At 45.2% G+C, this 14,211-nt stretch carries 16 protein-coding genes and 2 pseudogenes; 14 read left to right on the top strand and 4 right to left on the bottom strand.

Annotated elements, in window-relative coordinates; genetic code table 11:
- Positions 1-21: 21 nt before the first annotated feature.
- Entirely contained in the window at positions 22-1,014 is a 993-nt protein-coding gene (locus ACPAOP_RS16755) for a DUF2569 family protein (RefSeq protein ID WP_423708772.1), read from the top strand.
- Between the two features lie 187 nt (positions 1,015-1,201).
- Here the strand turns inward: ACPAOP_RS16755 and ACPAOP_RS16760 are convergent, their stop codons facing one another.
- The gene (locus ACPAOP_RS16760) at positions 1,202-1,669 is read right to left on the bottom strand and encodes a hypothetical protein (protein WP_423708773.1); all 468 of its coding nucleotides are present in this window, start codon (positions 1,667-1,669) and stop codon (positions 1,202-1,204) included.
- Between the two features lie 7 nt (positions 1,670-1,676).
- Positions 1,677-2,093, bottom strand: a complete 417-nt coding sequence (locus ACPAOP_RS16765; RefSeq protein WP_423708774.1) for a helix-turn-helix domain-containing protein — start codon at positions 2,091-2,093, stop codon at positions 1,677-1,679.
- Positions 2,094-2,201: 108 nt separating this feature from the next.
- Here ACPAOP_RS16765 and ACPAOP_RS16770 point away from each other — a divergent pair, with 108 nt between their 5' ends.
- The 11 genes and pseudogenes from ACPAOP_RS16770 to ACPAOP_RS16820 form a co-directional block, all read left to right on the top strand.
- Positions 2,202-2,402: a DNA-binding protein gene (locus ACPAOP_RS16770; RefSeq protein WP_423708775.1), complete on the top strand. Its 201-nt coding sequence runs from the start codon at positions 2,202-2,204 to the stop codon at positions 2,400-2,402.
- Between the two features lie 226 nt (positions 2,403-2,628).
- Positions 2,629-3,396 (top strand): Tn7 transposase TnsA N-terminal domain-containing protein, encoded by a 768-nt coding sequence (locus ACPAOP_RS16775; RefSeq protein WP_423708776.1) that lies wholly within the window; start codon positions 2,629-2,631, stop codon positions 3,394-3,396.
- 16 nt (positions 3,397-3,412) lie between these two features.
- Entirely contained in the window at positions 3,413-5,224 is a 1,812-nt protein-coding gene (locus ACPAOP_RS16780) for a hypothetical protein (RefSeq protein ID WP_423708777.1), read from the top strand.
- 4 nt (positions 5,225-5,228) lie between these two features.
- Positions 5,229-6,086 carry a TniB family NTP-binding protein gene (locus ACPAOP_RS16785; protein WP_423708778.1) on the top strand — a complete coding sequence of 286 codons (858 nt, stop codon included), beginning with the start codon at positions 5,229-5,231 and terminating at the stop codon, positions 6,084-6,086.
- Positions 6,086-7,045 (top strand): hypothetical protein, encoded by a 960-nt coding sequence (locus ACPAOP_RS16790; RefSeq protein ID WP_423708779.1) that lies wholly within the window; start codon positions 6,086-6,088, stop codon positions 7,043-7,045. The genes ACPAOP_RS16785 and ACPAOP_RS16790 overlap by 1 nt, the downstream gene beginning before the upstream one ends.
- A 3-nt stretch (positions 7,046-7,048) precedes the next feature.
- The gene (locus ACPAOP_RS16795; RefSeq protein ID WP_423708780.1) at positions 7,049-7,615 is read left to right on the top strand and encodes a TniQ family protein; all 567 of its coding nucleotides are present in this window, start codon (positions 7,049-7,051) and stop codon (positions 7,613-7,615) included.
- A 195-nt stretch (positions 7,616-7,810) separates the two neighbouring features.
- Positions 7,811-8,366, top strand: a pseudogene (locus tag ACPAOP_RS16800) (recombinase family protein).
- A 20-nt stretch (positions 8,367-8,386) separates the two neighbouring features.
- Positions 8,387-9,352 carry an ABC-three component system protein gene (locus ACPAOP_RS16805; protein WP_423708781.1) on the top strand — a complete coding sequence of 322 codons (966 nt, stop codon included), beginning with the start codon at positions 8,387-8,389 and terminating at the stop codon, positions 9,350-9,352.
- Entirely contained in the window at positions 9,336-9,584 is a 249-nt protein-coding gene (locus ACPAOP_RS16810; protein WP_423708782.1) for an ABC-three component system middle component 8, read from the top strand. The genes ACPAOP_RS16805 and ACPAOP_RS16810 overlap by 17 nt, the downstream gene beginning before the upstream one ends.
- A gap of 64 nt (positions 9,585-9,648) precedes the next feature.
- A complete protein-coding gene (locus ACPAOP_RS16815; RefSeq protein WP_423708783.1) occupies positions 9,649-11,367 on the top strand; it encodes a DUF2326 domain-containing protein in 1,719 nt (572 codons plus the stop codon).
- A gap of 321 nt (positions 11,368-11,688) precedes the next feature.
- Positions 11,689-12,246: pseudogene (locus ACPAOP_RS16820) on the top strand (IS3 family transposase); the annotation flags it as partial.
- Positions 12,247-12,416: 170 nt separating this feature from the next.
- Here ACPAOP_RS16820 and ACPAOP_RS16825 read toward each other — a convergent pair.
- Positions 12,417-12,779 carry a winged helix-turn-helix domain-containing protein gene (locus ACPAOP_RS16825; protein WP_423708784.1) on the bottom strand — a complete coding sequence of 121 codons (363 nt, stop codon included), beginning with the start codon at positions 12,777-12,779 and terminating at the stop codon, positions 12,417-12,419.
- 16 nt (positions 12,780-12,795) lie between these two features.
- Positions 12,796-13,212: a GNAT family N-acetyltransferase gene (locus ACPAOP_RS16830; RefSeq protein WP_423708785.1), complete on the bottom strand. Its 417-nt coding sequence runs from the start codon at positions 13,210-13,212 to the stop codon at positions 12,796-12,798.
- Between the two features lie 369 nt (positions 13,213-13,581).
- Here ACPAOP_RS16830 and ACPAOP_RS16835 point away from each other — a divergent pair, with 369 nt between their 5' ends.
- Together ACPAOP_RS16835 and ACPAOP_RS16840 are read left to right on the top strand one after the other, a co-directional pair.
- Positions 13,582-13,863 carry a type II toxin-antitoxin system RelB/DinJ family antitoxin gene (locus tag ACPAOP_RS16835; protein WP_013124611.1) on the top strand — a complete coding sequence of 94 codons (282 nt, stop codon included), beginning with the start codon at positions 13,582-13,584 and terminating at the stop codon, positions 13,861-13,863.
- Positions 13,835-14,164, top strand: coding sequence for a type II toxin-antitoxin system YafQ family toxin (locus ACPAOP_RS16840; protein WP_423708786.1), 330 nt, complete (start codon positions 13,835-13,837; stop codon positions 14,162-14,164). Before ACPAOP_RS16835 ends, ACPAOP_RS16840 begins: the two co-directional genes overlap by 29 nt.
- Positions 14,165-14,211 lie beyond the last annotated feature (47 nt).

The raw sequence follows: 14,211 nt of genomic DNA on the forward strand, positions 1-14,211 counted from the left end.
AAATTGAAATATTTATAAAAAATGAGCATCTTTTCTAACTTAGTATTTTTCCTCCTCATGCTTTTCTCTATGGGGCCAGCAATTGCTGACGACCCTTCGGGATTTGCAAATTCACAGAGTAATTCGTTAGTCAGCAACGATCAAGATAGTACTCGTACAGAAACGCGAATGGAAGAAGTTCGCAGGAAGTTGCCAGATTTAAAGAATCTTGATGACGAGGCTTTTGTCGATGCGGTTCATAAGCTCTATTATCCAGAAATTGATAAAAAAGAATTTGAAAAATTGATGGGCTATTCACGACCATCGAAAGTGTCTACAAATTTATTGCATACCATTATGTTTTGGCTAGTATTGATTGGTGGCTTTCTTGGATACGCTTACATGTATCGAAACGAGAAAATGAACAAAGATGCAAACCTGATAATTTCCAATGAGGAAATTGGAATAAAGGGATGGTTAAAATTTTTTATTGTAATGCTAGGAATATTTTCCCCCGCGCTTAATTTCGGCAGTACAGCCAATTCGTTCGTGGAGTCAGAGTTAGCCTATGAAACATTGGCAGGTTCACAAGTTTGGGAAAACTACAAAAATGTTGTCTGGCTGATAATTGCTGTTTTTTCTGGTTTCAATATTTTTGCTGCGCTTCAGTTACGGTTCAAGTGGAAACCAATGTCCGTCACATTTGCAAGAATTGCAGTTGCCCTAACACCGATTGGTTGCATACTAGTGGGAGTAGTGGCTCCCAGACTGTTTACCGGTGGTCAATATGCAATCGACAATAAAATTGTTGGTCAAATTATATACTCGATTGTTATATCCGCGATATGGTTAGTATATTTGCATATGTCAAATCTAGTACATGCAACTTATAGCAACTCTCATGAGAAAAAGTCGCCACATGCCAACAACACGGATATGCCCGTTGTTACGTCCAATCAGCATGAATCTATTTCTTCTATTAATGGTGCTTCTGTAAACCTCCCCCAATCAGTGCCAGGTATTACGAGCCTGTAAATAAATTTGTGTAAATGTCCACGGTCTATTAACCTCTCGAGCGAGGAATTACCGATGGACATTTTAATGGATAGAGAAAAACTGAAAGCTTTGGCAAAGGTCCTTTGCCAAAGCTTTCAGTTTTTCTCTATCCATTAAAATGTCCATCGGTAATTCCTCGCTCGAGAGGTTAATAGACCGTGGACATTTACACAAATTTATTTACAGGCTCAACCGGCCTGATTAAACGAACTTCGATATTCCCCTTTTTATTCACATATAAGTTTGCATCGCTTAGAATTTTTTTTATCTGTTGTTCTTTGAATTTTCCTTCAAGCATTAACCAAATTAACTTCGCAGTAACTAATTTATTTAATTCTCGTCCAAACTTTAATGAAGCATAAGCCGCTATCAATTTGGTTGACGTCCAATCGTAAACATCGCTTTGTTCGCCGTCAGGAAGAATTAAACTGTAACGATTTTTCCAGTAGAGAAACTTCAACGACTTCATTGGATTGACGACATAGTCCAGCGCGTCAGGTGAATACATTACTGCTCGATAAAGTCCAATTTCTTCAGATTTTCCAACTTTCATTGTGGGGAATGACATTCTCAAGGTCACAATTGATAGGAATAAAGATTCTTTTTTATTCTTTATGCGTTCAAGTATATTCATATCACCATCAATCAATAGACGTTAAAACAGTCCTTTTGCTTTCTGCTTCAATATTTCGTTGACTCTGATCATTTAGTATCGATCGATAGAAGTGAATTAATGCTGTTGTCATCACTCTTGCATCTGGACTGTCACCGAGGTCACGGACCATTTCTAACATCAGTCCAACAGCTTTCTGCATACATTGAAAATCAATTTTTTCCTCGGATTTGCTGCCTGAAAGAACGAAATAAATGTCCACGCCGTTCTTTTCACATTCAATTAAATAATCAGCGTTTGGGCATCTGTCACCGATTTCGTATCTCATAACAGAAAGTCGTCCGACGCCAATTTTTTTCCCAAACTCGGCCTGGGTCAGTCCCAAACGTTCGCGCTCACTCTTTAATCGAGATCCGACAGAATTACTATTATTTAGTAAGCGCATAGATATTAAGAAGAATATTAAATAAGAAATAGTAACATCGTATACTAAATAAAAAATTTAGTTTATGATATGTATCAAATGAAACCATTTGGATACATGAATTTCACCATGTGTGATCTTGACCCTGAAATTATTAGTAGCACAAAAAATAACTTTGCCGCGCGCGGCGAAAGCATTGCGGAGTGGGCGCGTCAAAATGATTTCAATTTGCAATTGGTTTATAAAATCTTGAACGGAAAGAGCAAGGCTCTTCGTGGCGAAAGCCATCGAATTGCAGTAAAACTGGGAATAAAACAAAAATTTGAATAATCTTGTTCAAATAACAGTTATCAAACGCAATCTTTAAAAAAGGAAAAAAAATGAGCAAGAAATAGAAAACGCCACTCTCCAAAAAGGCTGAGTGGCGTCGAGTAGATAGAATATACCTACGTGTGGTGCGTCAAGTATCTCTCTCTACTCCTCCCCTGTCAAGCCTCAATTTTCTGATTTTTTAAAAATCGGAAGCCCTTTTTTTGCCTAAATTTTGCGAGGCTCTATGAAACCAAGCAGAAAGGTAGTCACGCGCTCGCCTCACCGAGTTGTTGGACTTATCGCATGCAATTGGCTACAAAAACAACCGATCGAGTACGAGAGTCAACTCGAGAAGCGATTTATACAAAAAATTCTACTGACGCAGGGTGTCACAGAAGTCATTCACCAGCCGTTTCAAATTGAATATGGCGATGCATTAGAGAAAAAGTACACGCCAGATTTTCTGATTACTTTTCAAGACGGAACAAAGATTGTTGTGGAAGTAAAACCAGAAAAATTCATCCCCAAATTTGCGGATACGTTTGACGCTGCCGGAGACATTCTGCAACAAAGAAATTTCAAATTTTGCGTTGTATCGGAATTGCAAATTGACATTAACGATGAACCGGAGAGTATCGATTTATTACTACGTTATGCAAAAGGTTCATTTCCTCGGTCAAATATCGAAGCAGTAAAGCAATTCATTTCCGGCACTACTACGCGTGAAATCAGCATTAAAGAAGTTTGCGACTGTACAAACAGCAGCATCCATCTTCTATTTCACTTACTTGGAAGAAGGTCACTTCGTTTTAGTAAAGAAATTTCTACGTCACCCAACACACTTATTTTAGGAAATGCAGGAGGAGAATACTATGACAATGTTTTCATTCCAGATTGGCTTAACAATACGCAATGGACTGCAAACTCTCGAGTTCGTCAGAATGATAACGGAGTCGGAAGTTCAATTCGAAGATCCCATCACACGCCGAATCTACACGTGGGCCATTTCTAAAATTACTAGTGAAATTTTGACCGGAAAACTGCAAGTGGTTGGCGGAGTCGAACGAAAAAATCATGACGTCGATTCAAGCAGTGGATTCATTTCATCTATTGATTCACTACCTGAAAAATATAAATTAGATTTTGAATTTAAGATTAAGTTAATTAAATGGCTGCAAAAATGTGGTGTGTCTCGCGGTCGAAGGAAATTAGTCGACGAAAATATAAAAAAATTTTTTGAACTGCACCCCGATATAAAAGTAAAACGTCCATCAGCCTCGGCCGTAATGGGTTGGATGCGCGAGTGGGAAATCTCAAACAACAACCCCGCTTGTTTAATTTCAAAAAATTTCCAACGCAAGCGAGTTACCAATTTATCTGATTTCATTGAACAAGAAGTTCAGAAAGTTTTAAAAGAAGAATATTTTGTACGATCACGTCCAAGCTTAGAGCGTGCTCATACGATGCTAGAGCGTCGCTTGCAAATGTTTCGCTCAAAAGAGCAACGCGATGAAAAAATTCCAGAAGTCAGTATTTCTTCATTAAGAAGACGGGTACAGGAAGTCGATCCATATATAAGGGACACGTTACGCTATGGTGCGTTTTATGCAAAAAATAAGTGGCGCTATTCGCTTCATGGAAACTATACGAATAGAGCTTTGCAAAGACTAGAAATTGATCACACGATATTAGACTTGGTTGTCATTGCGGACGCTAGCGGCATGCCACTTGGACGTCCAGTGATAACAATCATTGTAGATAGCTTTTCTGGCTATCTCGTCGGATTTTACATTTCGTTCGCTGGGGCTGGTCTTGCTGCAGTCCTAAATTGCATGAAAGTCGGCTTAATGCCCAAAAATACTTTTACCGATCACGTCAACTTCCTTAAAAATCCTTGGCTAGGCTATGGCGTAGGAGAAATGTATGTTGTTGACAATGGTCTCGAATTTCATTCAAAACAATTTGTGAATGCCGCACTAGAATTGAACACCGATATTCAATACTGTCCAGTGCGACAACCTTGGTTTAAACCTAGCGTCGAACACTTTTTTCGAGAGTTGGGATTTAATCTTCCAGCCGAAGGAAACGTACAAAAGCCACTTGCAAATTATCTACCGATCAATCCCGCAGAATCCGCAAGAATCTCATTCTCCGAGCTTTGCAACGGATTGCTAAAGTACTTTGTCGACGTCTATCCCACAAAAATAAACTCGAAGACGCTTGAAATACCGTTCGACCTATTCAAGGAAAGTTTTGAATCTACGCCTCCCCCGCTTCTTCCAACGAATCTACAAAGTCTTGGTCTTATCGCTGCACATCAAAAAACTCTTAGTGTCGGTAACGAGGGAATTGTGACTAACTATCTCCGTTTCAATTCTCATGATTTACAGTCAATGAGAAGAAAAATTTCTCCATCATTTAAGACAACTATTAAATATGACCCGGAAGATCTCGGTTATTGCTATGTGCAAAATCCAGTCGATTTAACCTGGCTTTATGTTCCGAATTGTCACCCTGAGTACGCGAACAATCTATCAATGCTACAACACAAAGCAATTCGCGATAGGCTCAAGCAATCTGCCATCCAAGGCGACAAGTACGAGTCACACTTAAGGGCAAAACTAGAATTCATTGAACTATGGGAAAGCATTACGAAGGGGCGAAAAGTCACTAAGGATATTAAAAGTGCTTTGCGATTTGGAGATCTGACCAGCACAAAATCACTAAGTGTGCCAGAAGTAGTTGAACTCAAAAACAAAAATGATCAACTATTTACAAAAGATGAAATGAAATCTGAGGAAACATCAATACCGAGTTTTTCATCTTACTTCATGGACTAACAGAATGACCGAAAAAGATATTGAAGATACGTTAAATCAGATTCGCCTGATTACGATTATGCACCCTCAATTTAATAATACGTATTCTGGAATTCGCGCTTTGGTCAAACAAAGCCAGCGCTCAGGTTGCCCGACGGGAGGAAGTGTCACGGCACCCACAGGAACTGGAAAGTCTCATCTGATCTCTGTCATTAAGAGAGAATATATCCAAAATTCAGATCTAATTGATTCGAGTAGCGCAGTCATTGTGATATCGGCCTCAGCTTCACCAAACATCGGTTCAATGATCGATAGAATGTTACAAGAGCTTGGTCATCCACCAGGAGTTCGCGCGACCCGGCTACAAGACCTTCGCTTATCTATCCTCATTAAAGCTTTGATTGATAGAAATGTACAACTCATCATTATTGACGAATTTCAACATCTTTTTCGAGGAAGGCGTGATTCGAGTGCCAGTGAAATTACAGATTTATTGAAGGAAATTACTGACAAAACTCAAATCCCAATTTTTGTGTTTGGTACAGATGAACTTGGAGATCTTTCTCAAATTGATGTGCAATTCGCTTCGCGGCTACCTGCTCGTTTTCAAATACGTCCATTTGTGCGAGGAGTTGAATGGCAAGCATTTCTGCGAGCCTTCCATACGGCTTGCTCCCCCATCAACCTGTCTGTCATTTCAAGTGTAGAAGCCAAAATTCATCTAGCAACAAATGGATCACCAAGAACCTTAAAATTTTTGCTAATCGCAGCAGCCACAGTTGCAATGACTGAAGGACGCACAACAATTGAGACTAATGATTTAAAAAATGGATTTAGCCATATCTTCGGAACCGCAGCCCCAAATAACAATCCATTTAATTGATGCGCCCATATCACCGTTTACCAGTGCAATCCCCGATTCTTGAACAAGAGTCACTCATGGGGTATGTATTGCGAATGTCTGAAAAGAATCATTTTTCTGGCACTCAGTGGTTATCCAAAGTATTCAAAGTTGAGCGCATTCACCATCTATCGAGAAAGCACGTACCAACCATCGCCTGGCTGTTCGGCGAACAATCAACATCGATGGAAAATCGCTATATTGAAATCAGAATGAGTTCTTCCATGCCGTACGCAAATTTTTATGGGCATTGTGTCAGTCGCCCATTTTTTATCCGACTACGATGTCCACAGGTATGCGCAAGGTGTATCGAAGAAGAACAATTTACTAAAAAGTGGTGGGATGTCAGCCTTGCGACAGCCTGCTTCAGACATAAACTTTTTTTAATCGAAAACTGCCAACGATGCAAAAAAAATCTTAATTGGAACCGACCTGGAATAGCAATCTGCCAGTGCGGCTTTGATATTAGAGAGTCACTTGTCATTACGTCGACAACTGAAGCGGAAATGGTTTCTGAATGGATCGCCGCAAAAGTTGAAAATATCTATTCCAACATGATCAATAGTGATTACGATCCCCTGAAAAATTTTAGCAACTTATCTCTGGACGGTGCACTTCGGATTATTTTTGCAACTGGTTTTCGTGAGAATAAAGATCATCAATTAAGTGCAGGAAAAGCAAAGAAAATCCTTTCCATTGACGAAGCAAGTGCATGCGTTGAACGGAGTTTGCACCGATTAAAACAATCTGAAATGACAAGAGATCTACCACTAATTAGAAAGGAGTTTGTCATTTCGGGCCTGGAGCTACTTGCAAAAGAATTTCAATCCATCAATGACGCAAAGTTAGCGATGAATTTGTTAGATATCAGCAGAAATAAAAATAGCCATCAAGCTTCGCTGACAAATTTCAACCCACGGTCACAGCTACAACTGTTTTAACGAATGAACATTTATCTTTACGGAATTCCACCCTTACAGCAGCGCGAGTCACTATATTCGTGGCTACAAAGACTAGCTCAATCCCAAGGCATGAGCTATACACAAATCACACAACTGCTTGAACTCAGTCGGATCAAAGATATGGATGCACCGAAGCTTCCCATCCATAAGAATACATTTTCGAAAATATCTAACTTCAATGAAGTTTGGTTTCAGGGTCTATTTGCGATCAATAAATCTATTCGCCAATTCAAATCCGTAAAAAAACAACTCCGAATAAATCACGATAAAAAGCCGATCACTTCTGTTTGTTGTGAATGTTTAAAAACAGATGTACTCCCATATTTTCGAATTGAATGGCGTTTCAATTTTTGGAAAGTATGCCCACTTCACGCTATCGAGTTGAACACTACATGCCCACTGCGTATTCGCATAAAAAGAGCCACCTATTCGCATCTCAAAAAAGCCACCCATTCGCATTTCAAAAAAACCAGTTTTTCGTATGCAAAAGAGCCACTTATTAATGCTACAAATACAGGGTTAATGGCATGGTTGAAAATCGTTTCATAAATATCTGCACAGCAAAATCATAGGTAAAGCTAATTTTCCAACATCGACGATGAGCAGAGTAATTCATTGACAATGTGTTGATTTTTTTCAAAAACCGGTCGTTTTTCGGCCGTTTCCAAGTGACAACTGTATCGCTGGCCGATCTCCTCTCTAAGTGTTAAAATTCTTGTTCACTTTTCTATGGTGTGGAAACGCATGGAAAAGTTGCGTTTGGGCTATGCCCGCGTATCGACTGACGATCAAACTACCGCACTTCAGTCCCGACGCTTTGCCGCAAGCGAGGTGTCATCGCGTCTATTAGGGGGCCAAGTCTGGTGTGGCCCGCCCGCGGTTGGAGGAATGCATGACTGATTTGCGCGAGGGCGACACCCTCGTCGCTTGGCGACTGGGTCTGCTTGGGCGAAGCCTGCCTGACCTTGTACGTATCGTGACTGAGTTGGTTGAGAGCGGTGTTGGCTTTGAGTCGCTGACAGAGAAGATTGAAATAACGAACGCATCAGGCAAGCTGATGTTTCATCTCTTTGCCGCGCTGGCTGAGTTTGAACGAAATCTGATCCGGGAGCGTACCAAGGCCGGTCTTACCGCAGCACGTGCGCGTGGCCGCGTGGGCGGCAGGAAGCCCAAGCTGGATGCCAAGCAGATCAGGCACATTAAAGCGTTGCTGAGTGACCCGAAGACTAGTGTCACTGAGTTGGCGCGCGACTACGGAGTGTCGCAAACGACAATCTATAAGCACTGCGGTGTTAGCTAGCTGAGGGAAATGGGAGCCCAATGAAATTCGCATACGAAGACATGAGCGATGGTCAGTTCGAGACCTTGATCGTTCTTTTATGTCAGCGGTTGCTTGGGGCTGCGGTTCAGGGCTTCGCAAAAGGGCCTGATGGTGGGCGCGATGCCAAGTTCATTGGGACAGCGGAACTACACCCGAGCAAGTCGGCGCCGTGGGTCGGTACAACCATCGTCCAAGCCAAGCACACCAACGGCTATAACCGTAACTTCTCCGAATCCGACTTCTTTAGTACGACGGCTGCGAACACTGTGCTGGGAAAAGAAATTCCCCGCATCAAAAAACTCCGTGAGGCCAATCAGCTCGATCATTACATGCTGTTCGCCAACCGTCGGCTGGCGGGCAATGCCGAAACTGAGATACGCGAATACATCGCGTCTCAGTGCGCCGTTCCGGCCTCATCGATTTATCTCTGCGGGCTGGAGCAACTGGAAATCTGGCTTAAGCGATTCCCTGAGGTCGCGAAAGAAGCGGACCTTGACCCTGTCGATTCTCCGTTGATTGTCAGCCCCGATGACCTGGCTGAAGTAGTACAAGCACTGGTCCGACATCAAGATGGCGTGGTCGCACTGCTTGACGATCCACCGACAGCGCGCGTGACCTACGAGCAGAAGAACGCACTCAACAACATGAGTGTCGATTACGCCAAAGCGCAGCGGCGGAAATATCTGAAGGAGACTGCTCAAATTCGGGCTTTCCTGGCAGCACCGGAAAACCTTGACCTGCTGCGCATGTACGAGTCGGTGGTCGATGAGTTCCAACTCAAGATCATCGCCAAGCGCAAGGACTACCAGACCTTCGATGAGGTTATAGAGTATCTGGTGGACCTGTTGTTCAACCGCGATCCCGTCTTGCGGCAGCACGCCCACAAGCGCTTGACGCGTGCAGTGCTGTTTTACATGTACTGGAACTGTGATATCGGGGAGGTGGGCGATGCTGCGGCCGACTAAGCACTCTCATCCTGATCGCACTGTCATCAACGTCTCGTTGCTGCTGTTGGCTCGCTTGAAGGTCCGACGCGTAGATGAGTACGACGTATTGCGCAAATTTGCAAAAAAAAGTGTCGTCGGCGGGGATGTGCTGTTCTTGCCGGCACTGAATTTTCTGTATCTCATGGGCTTGATTGAATATCGCCCCAAGACCGATGCCGTGGAGTACATGGGGCCAAATGAAACTGTCTAGACTTTACTCCAGCAAGCCTGACTTATTCGAGCCCGTGGAGTTTGTCCAGGGCTTGAACGTAGTCATGGCTGAAATTCGCCTGCCGGAGAACCGAAACAAGGATACTCACAACCTCGGCAAGACCACGCTTGGGCGCTTGCTCGACTTTGGCTTCCTTGCCAAGCGCGATCCCAAGTTCTTTCTTTTCAAGCATGCTGAACTGTTCCAGGACTTCATCTTCTTCCTGGAGATCGAACTGGAAGATGCTTCGTTCGTGACGATCCGGCGCGGCGTGGAAGAAGCCACCAAGATTAGCTTCAAGCGTCACGAGGCCGGGCATCAGGACTTGTCTGGGTTGCCGCTGACGGAGTGGGATCATCAGGACATGCCCTTCGAGCGGGCGCGTGACCTGTTGGATGGATTGCTTGACTGGCGCACACTCAAGCCTTGGGCGTTTCGCAAAGGCTTGGGCTACCTGCTGCGCTCCCAGGACGATTTTCGCGACGTGTTTCATCTGCGCAAGTTCGCGGCTGCACATTCGGATTGGAAGCCTTTTCTGGCTCACGTTCTCGGCTTTGACGCTCAACTCGTGGCGCAGCACTACGAGAAGGAAGAGCAGCTCGCGGAGAAGCAGTCCACCGCGCAGACCATCAAGAATGAGCTGGGCGGGTCCATCGAGGACATTAGCAAAATTGAAGGCATCCTGTTGCTCAAGCAGAAAGAAGCTGAGAAGAAGCAGAAGCTTCTCGATGCGTTCGACTTCCGCGCCCAGGACAAGGACAGCACCAAGCAGCTGGTCGATGATATCGACGAACGCATAGCGTCGCTCAACGCTGAACGCTACTCGCTTAACCAGAATAAAAAGAAGATCATCACCTCGCTGGAAGAGGATCAGATCCTTTTCAACCCTGACGAGGCGCAGCGCCTGTTCGAGGAAGCTGGCGTTCTGTTCAAGGGGCAGATCAAGAAGGATTTTCAACAGTTGATTGCCTTCAATCGGGCGATTACCGATGAGCGCCGTGGCTATCTGCAGGAAGAACGCGCAGAGGTCGAAGCTGAGCTTAAACGCATCAATGCAGAACTGAATACTCTGGGCAAGAAGCGCTCGGAGGTGCTTTCATTCTTGAGCGAAACCGATATCTTTGGCAAGTACAAGCAGGTCTCGGACGAGATGGTGACGCTACGTGCCGACATTACTTCGCTGGAACGTCAACGCGGTTTCCTGCATCGTCTGCAGGAGCTGCGTACCGAGATTAGGGCATTGACCGAAGAGCGTGGACATCTACAGACCCAGATCGAGGCGGATGTCGAGAAGCAAAACTCTGATCAGAACAGCTTGTTCTCGGCAATCCGTGTATTCTTCAGCGAGATTGTCGAAGAGGTGATCGACCGTAAAGCGCTGCTGAGCGTATCGCCGAACCAGGTGGGACATCTGGAGTTTAGGGCGGAAATTCTTGATGAATCAGGCAACGCAACCAGCGCAGACCTTGGGCACACGTATAGGAAATTGCTGTGTATTGCCTTTGACTTGGCTATTTTGCGAGCCCACTTGAACGACAAGTTTCCGCGCTTCGTTTATCACGATGGCGTGTTCGAGTCCCTAGATGATCGCAAAAAGGAGAATCTGCTGGCGGTCGTTCGTCGGTATGCCGAGCTGGGGCTGCAGCCAATTATCACGCTCATCGATTCTGATCTGCCAGCGCGTGCTGCAGATGAGGAGCCGGTGTTCTCATCTAATGAGGTCGTTATCACGTTACACGATGAGGGACAGCAAGGGCGACTCTTCAAAGTAAAGGCGTGGTAACAAAGAAGACATGGGGCGTTTGGTATTTACTTGGCCTTTGCCGATTAAGACATCGGCAGGAATGGTGCAGCGTTTGGTGGTTGCTTACAGGGGGAAAAATGGGTTGTGTCGCAATAAGGTAGAACGGACAAAAAATGTGGCGAGAGTCCGGAAAATTAAAAAGCTAAACTATAAAACTGTTCAGCTTTGGACAAAGGCTGACCTTTGGAGGTCCAACGGATAATGCAGTCGTTTAAGAACCTTGCAGAGGGTACTTTTGATGAGGCTTTTGCGAAAATCGTCCATACCAAACTTTACCAGATCCGCTTATTGCGACACAACCTCGGCGAAATAACTCCAGCCCCGGAAAACATCGTCAATCGTGATTTCCATGCTGAAGCACCAAACGAGAAATGGCTCACAGACATATCTGAATTCCATATCCCTGCAGGGAAGGTTTATCTATCACCCATGATTGACTGTTTCGATGGCATGGTTGTGAGTTGGTCGATTGGTACAAGCCCGGACGCAGAACTGGTGAATGGAATGTTGGATGCTGCTATCGAGACGGTTGCCAATAACATTGACAAACCGATCGTCCATTCCGATCGAGGTGGTCATTACAGATGGCCAGGTTGGCTAACACGTGTTGAGAAGGCTTGTATGATCCGTTCCATGTCCCGCAAAGCATGCTCGCCGGATAATGCCGCCTGTGAGGGATTCTTTGGAAGGTTGAAGACTGAAATGTTCTATCCGCGTGATTGGCGTTCGACCACAATTGCACAATTCATTGAGGCGCTTGATGCCTACATTCGCTGGTACAACGAAAAGCGTATTAAAATGTCCCTAGGCTATCTCAGCCCAATTGAATACCGAGAGCACCTAGGTTTAACAACGTAAATCAGTCCAAGAAAATATCCGCACCCCCGAGAGTTCTTTTTTAATGGATTATCAACAGGAAAACACCATGCCAGACTCTATCGCACATCCTGTTTCGTTAGGTCAAAATTGACATAACGAATAGCATAAAGCATTTTACTCATCAAAAACATAACTAAAATCAAGGAAAATCAATCTGCCAACCTGCGTATCGCTTCAAGTTCCTGTGTCGCCTCGGCATTGAGGCGCCGCTCGAGCGCGTCATAACAAATAACAAGCTGTTGTCCTAACGTGGTCAAGGTGGCTCCGCCACCACCTTTGCCCCCGCTTGCCGTTTCAATCACCGGTTGGCCAAAACCTTCATTGAGAGAGACAATCAGCAGCCACGCGCGTTTATAAGGAACTCCCAGTACTCTTGCTGCGGCTGCAATGGAGCGCGTGTGACCAATTTGCCTCAATAGGTCGATTTTCCCGGGGCCGATGGCAATACCTTCGCCAATATAGATACGTGGACGAACTAAAATAGCGAGAGGTCTAGTTGTTGAAATTTTCATGTCGATTGAGAATGCATTATTTTTTATTGTGAAGCTCAAACACGCAACTTGGCCTCGATTTTTTGAAACCCAATGACTCATAGAATAAATGCGCTTCAACACGATGTACGCCCGAGCCTAGTCGTACACGTGAAAAGCCTTTTTTAAATACCCATTCTGCAGCGTGTTGCACAAGGGATCGCCCGACTCCGAACCGCTGACAGTCTGCCTTTACGACAACCGTCAATATTTCGCCATAACCCTCACTGTCAATTCGTCGAATGCCTTTAACATGACAAAATCCGACGACCTCATCAGTCAACTCTGCGACAAATAAGTAATCACTTGAGCCGGCAGGAATATCCCAGAATCGACTTCTCACTGCTGCTGCAGTGGCAACATATCCGAGAACGGGCATTAAACCTGAAATGGATTCGGCATCTTGTTCGGTCACAGGTCTGATATTTAATTTTTTTTCATCTTAAGCTAAACGGATTGTCAGCAGAATTCAGGGGGGAGTATAAGCTGAGATTTTTGGGGTATCGATAATTCCATTTCCTTAAGATTTTTCAGATTGAGAAATGTGCGTAATTGGTTAAATTTGCCAGTCCCCCAAAAATGTAAAAGGCGCGCCTTATGGTCGCTTTAAAGTGTCGAAAAATAACGCTCAGCGAACTGCCCAACAATGGTTTTTCCGGCTAATTTTACATTTTTGGGGGACTGGCAAATTTAACCAACAAGGAAACCGGGGGGGGGTGCCGCCTTGCGAAAGCTGACCGCCTGCGATACAATGTATCTCAATCAGTCGCAACAGGAGGCCGTCATGGCTGCTACCACCACTATGGTTCACGTGCGCGTGGACGAGAACGTCAAGGCGCAGGCTGCGGAAACGCTGGCCTCGATGGGCCTGACCGTCTCCGATGCGATCCGCGTGTTCCTGACCCGTGTCGTCGCCGACAAGGAACTGCCGTTCGCACTCAAGGCACCGAACGCCACCAGCCGTGTCGCCATCGCCGAGGCCAACGAGATCATCAAGAGCCGTCGCGCTCGCTTCGCCACCGCTGACGCTCTGCTGAATGACCTCGAAGAAGCCAGCCGCAAGTAAGCGGGCAAACCTGCCCCGAGCGTCGGACTACACCAAGGACTTCCTCAAGGACTGGCAGCGCCTGTCCCACTCCGGCCGGTACGACATGAACCGGCTGAAAGAGGCCATGACGCTGCTGATCGCCAACGACGGGCCTCTGCCGCCTGAATGGCTCGATCACGCCCTCACGGGCGACTGGGCAGGCCATCGTGAGTGCCACGTCGGCGGCGACTTCCTGCTGATCTACACGCTCGACGACTCGGGCAAAAGCAGCTTGGTCGTATTCGTGCGCAGCGGGACGCACTCCGAGCTGTTCTCGTAGCCCGGAAAGAAAGCCGCCTCGCATGGCGAGGCGGTGAAAGACTGCGG

Source organism: Undibacterium sp. WLX3042 (genome assembly GCF_049544825.1).
Lineage (GTDB): Bacteria > Pseudomonadota > Gammaproteobacteria > Burkholderiales > Burkholderiaceae_D > Undibacterium.

What these genes read in the sequence shown, in the direction of transcription:
- ACPAOP_RS16810 (WP_423708782.1), top strand. Translation starts at nt 9,336, where the DNA reads ATGCTGCGGCCGACTAAGCACTCTCATCCTGATCGCACTGTCATCAAC.
- ACPAOP_RS16805 (WP_423708781.1), top strand. Translation starts at nt 8,387, where the DNA reads ATGAAATTCGCATACGAAGACATGAGCGATGGTCAGTTCGAGACCTTG.
- ACPAOP_RS16815 (WP_423708783.1), top strand. Translation starts at nt 9,649, where the DNA reads ATGGCTGAAATTCGCCTGCCGGAGAACCGAAACAAGGATACTCACAAC.
- ACPAOP_RS16775 (WP_423708776.1), top strand. Translation starts at nt 2,629, where the DNA reads ATGAAACCAAGCAGAAAGGTAGTCACGCGCTCGCCTCACCGAGTTGTT.
- ACPAOP_RS16835 (WP_013124611.1), top strand. Translation starts at nt 13,582, where the DNA reads ATGGCTGCTACCACCACTATGGTTCACGTGCGCGTGGACGAGAACGTC.
- ACPAOP_RS16825 (WP_423708784.1), bottom strand. Translation starts at nt 12,779, where the DNA reads ATGAAAATTTCAACAACTAGACCTCTCGCTATTTTAGTTCGTCCACGT.
- ACPAOP_RS16785 (WP_423708778.1), top strand. Translation starts at nt 5,229, where the DNA reads ATGACCGAAAAAGATATTGAAGATACGTTAAATCAGATTCGCCTGATT.
- ACPAOP_RS16795 (WP_423708780.1), top strand. Translation starts at nt 7,049, where the DNA reads ATGAACATTTATCTTTACGGAATTCCACCCTTACAGCAGCGCGAGTCA.
- ACPAOP_RS16770 (WP_423708775.1), top strand. Translation starts at nt 2,202, where the DNA reads ATGTGTGATCTTGACCCTGAAATTATTAGTAGCACAAAAAATAACTTT.
- ACPAOP_RS16790 (WP_423708779.1), top strand. Translation starts at nt 6,086, where the DNA reads ATGCGCCCATATCACCGTTTACCAGTGCAATCCCCGATTCTTGAACAA.
- ACPAOP_RS16765 (WP_423708774.1), bottom strand. Translation starts at nt 2,093, where the DNA reads ATGCGCTTACTAAATAATAGTAATTCTGTCGGATCTCGATTAAAGAGT.
- ACPAOP_RS16840 (WP_423708786.1), top strand. Translation starts at nt 13,835, where the DNA reads ATGACCTCGAAGAAGCCAGCCGCAAGTAAGCGGGCAAACCTGCCCCGA.
- ACPAOP_RS16755 (WP_423708772.1), top strand. Translation starts at nt 22, where the DNA reads ATGAGCATCTTTTCTAACTTAGTATTTTTCCTCCTCATGCTTTTCTCT.
- ACPAOP_RS16760 (WP_423708773.1), bottom strand. Translation starts at nt 1,669, where the DNA reads ATGAATATACTTGAACGCATAAAGAATAAAAAAGAATCTTTATTCCTA.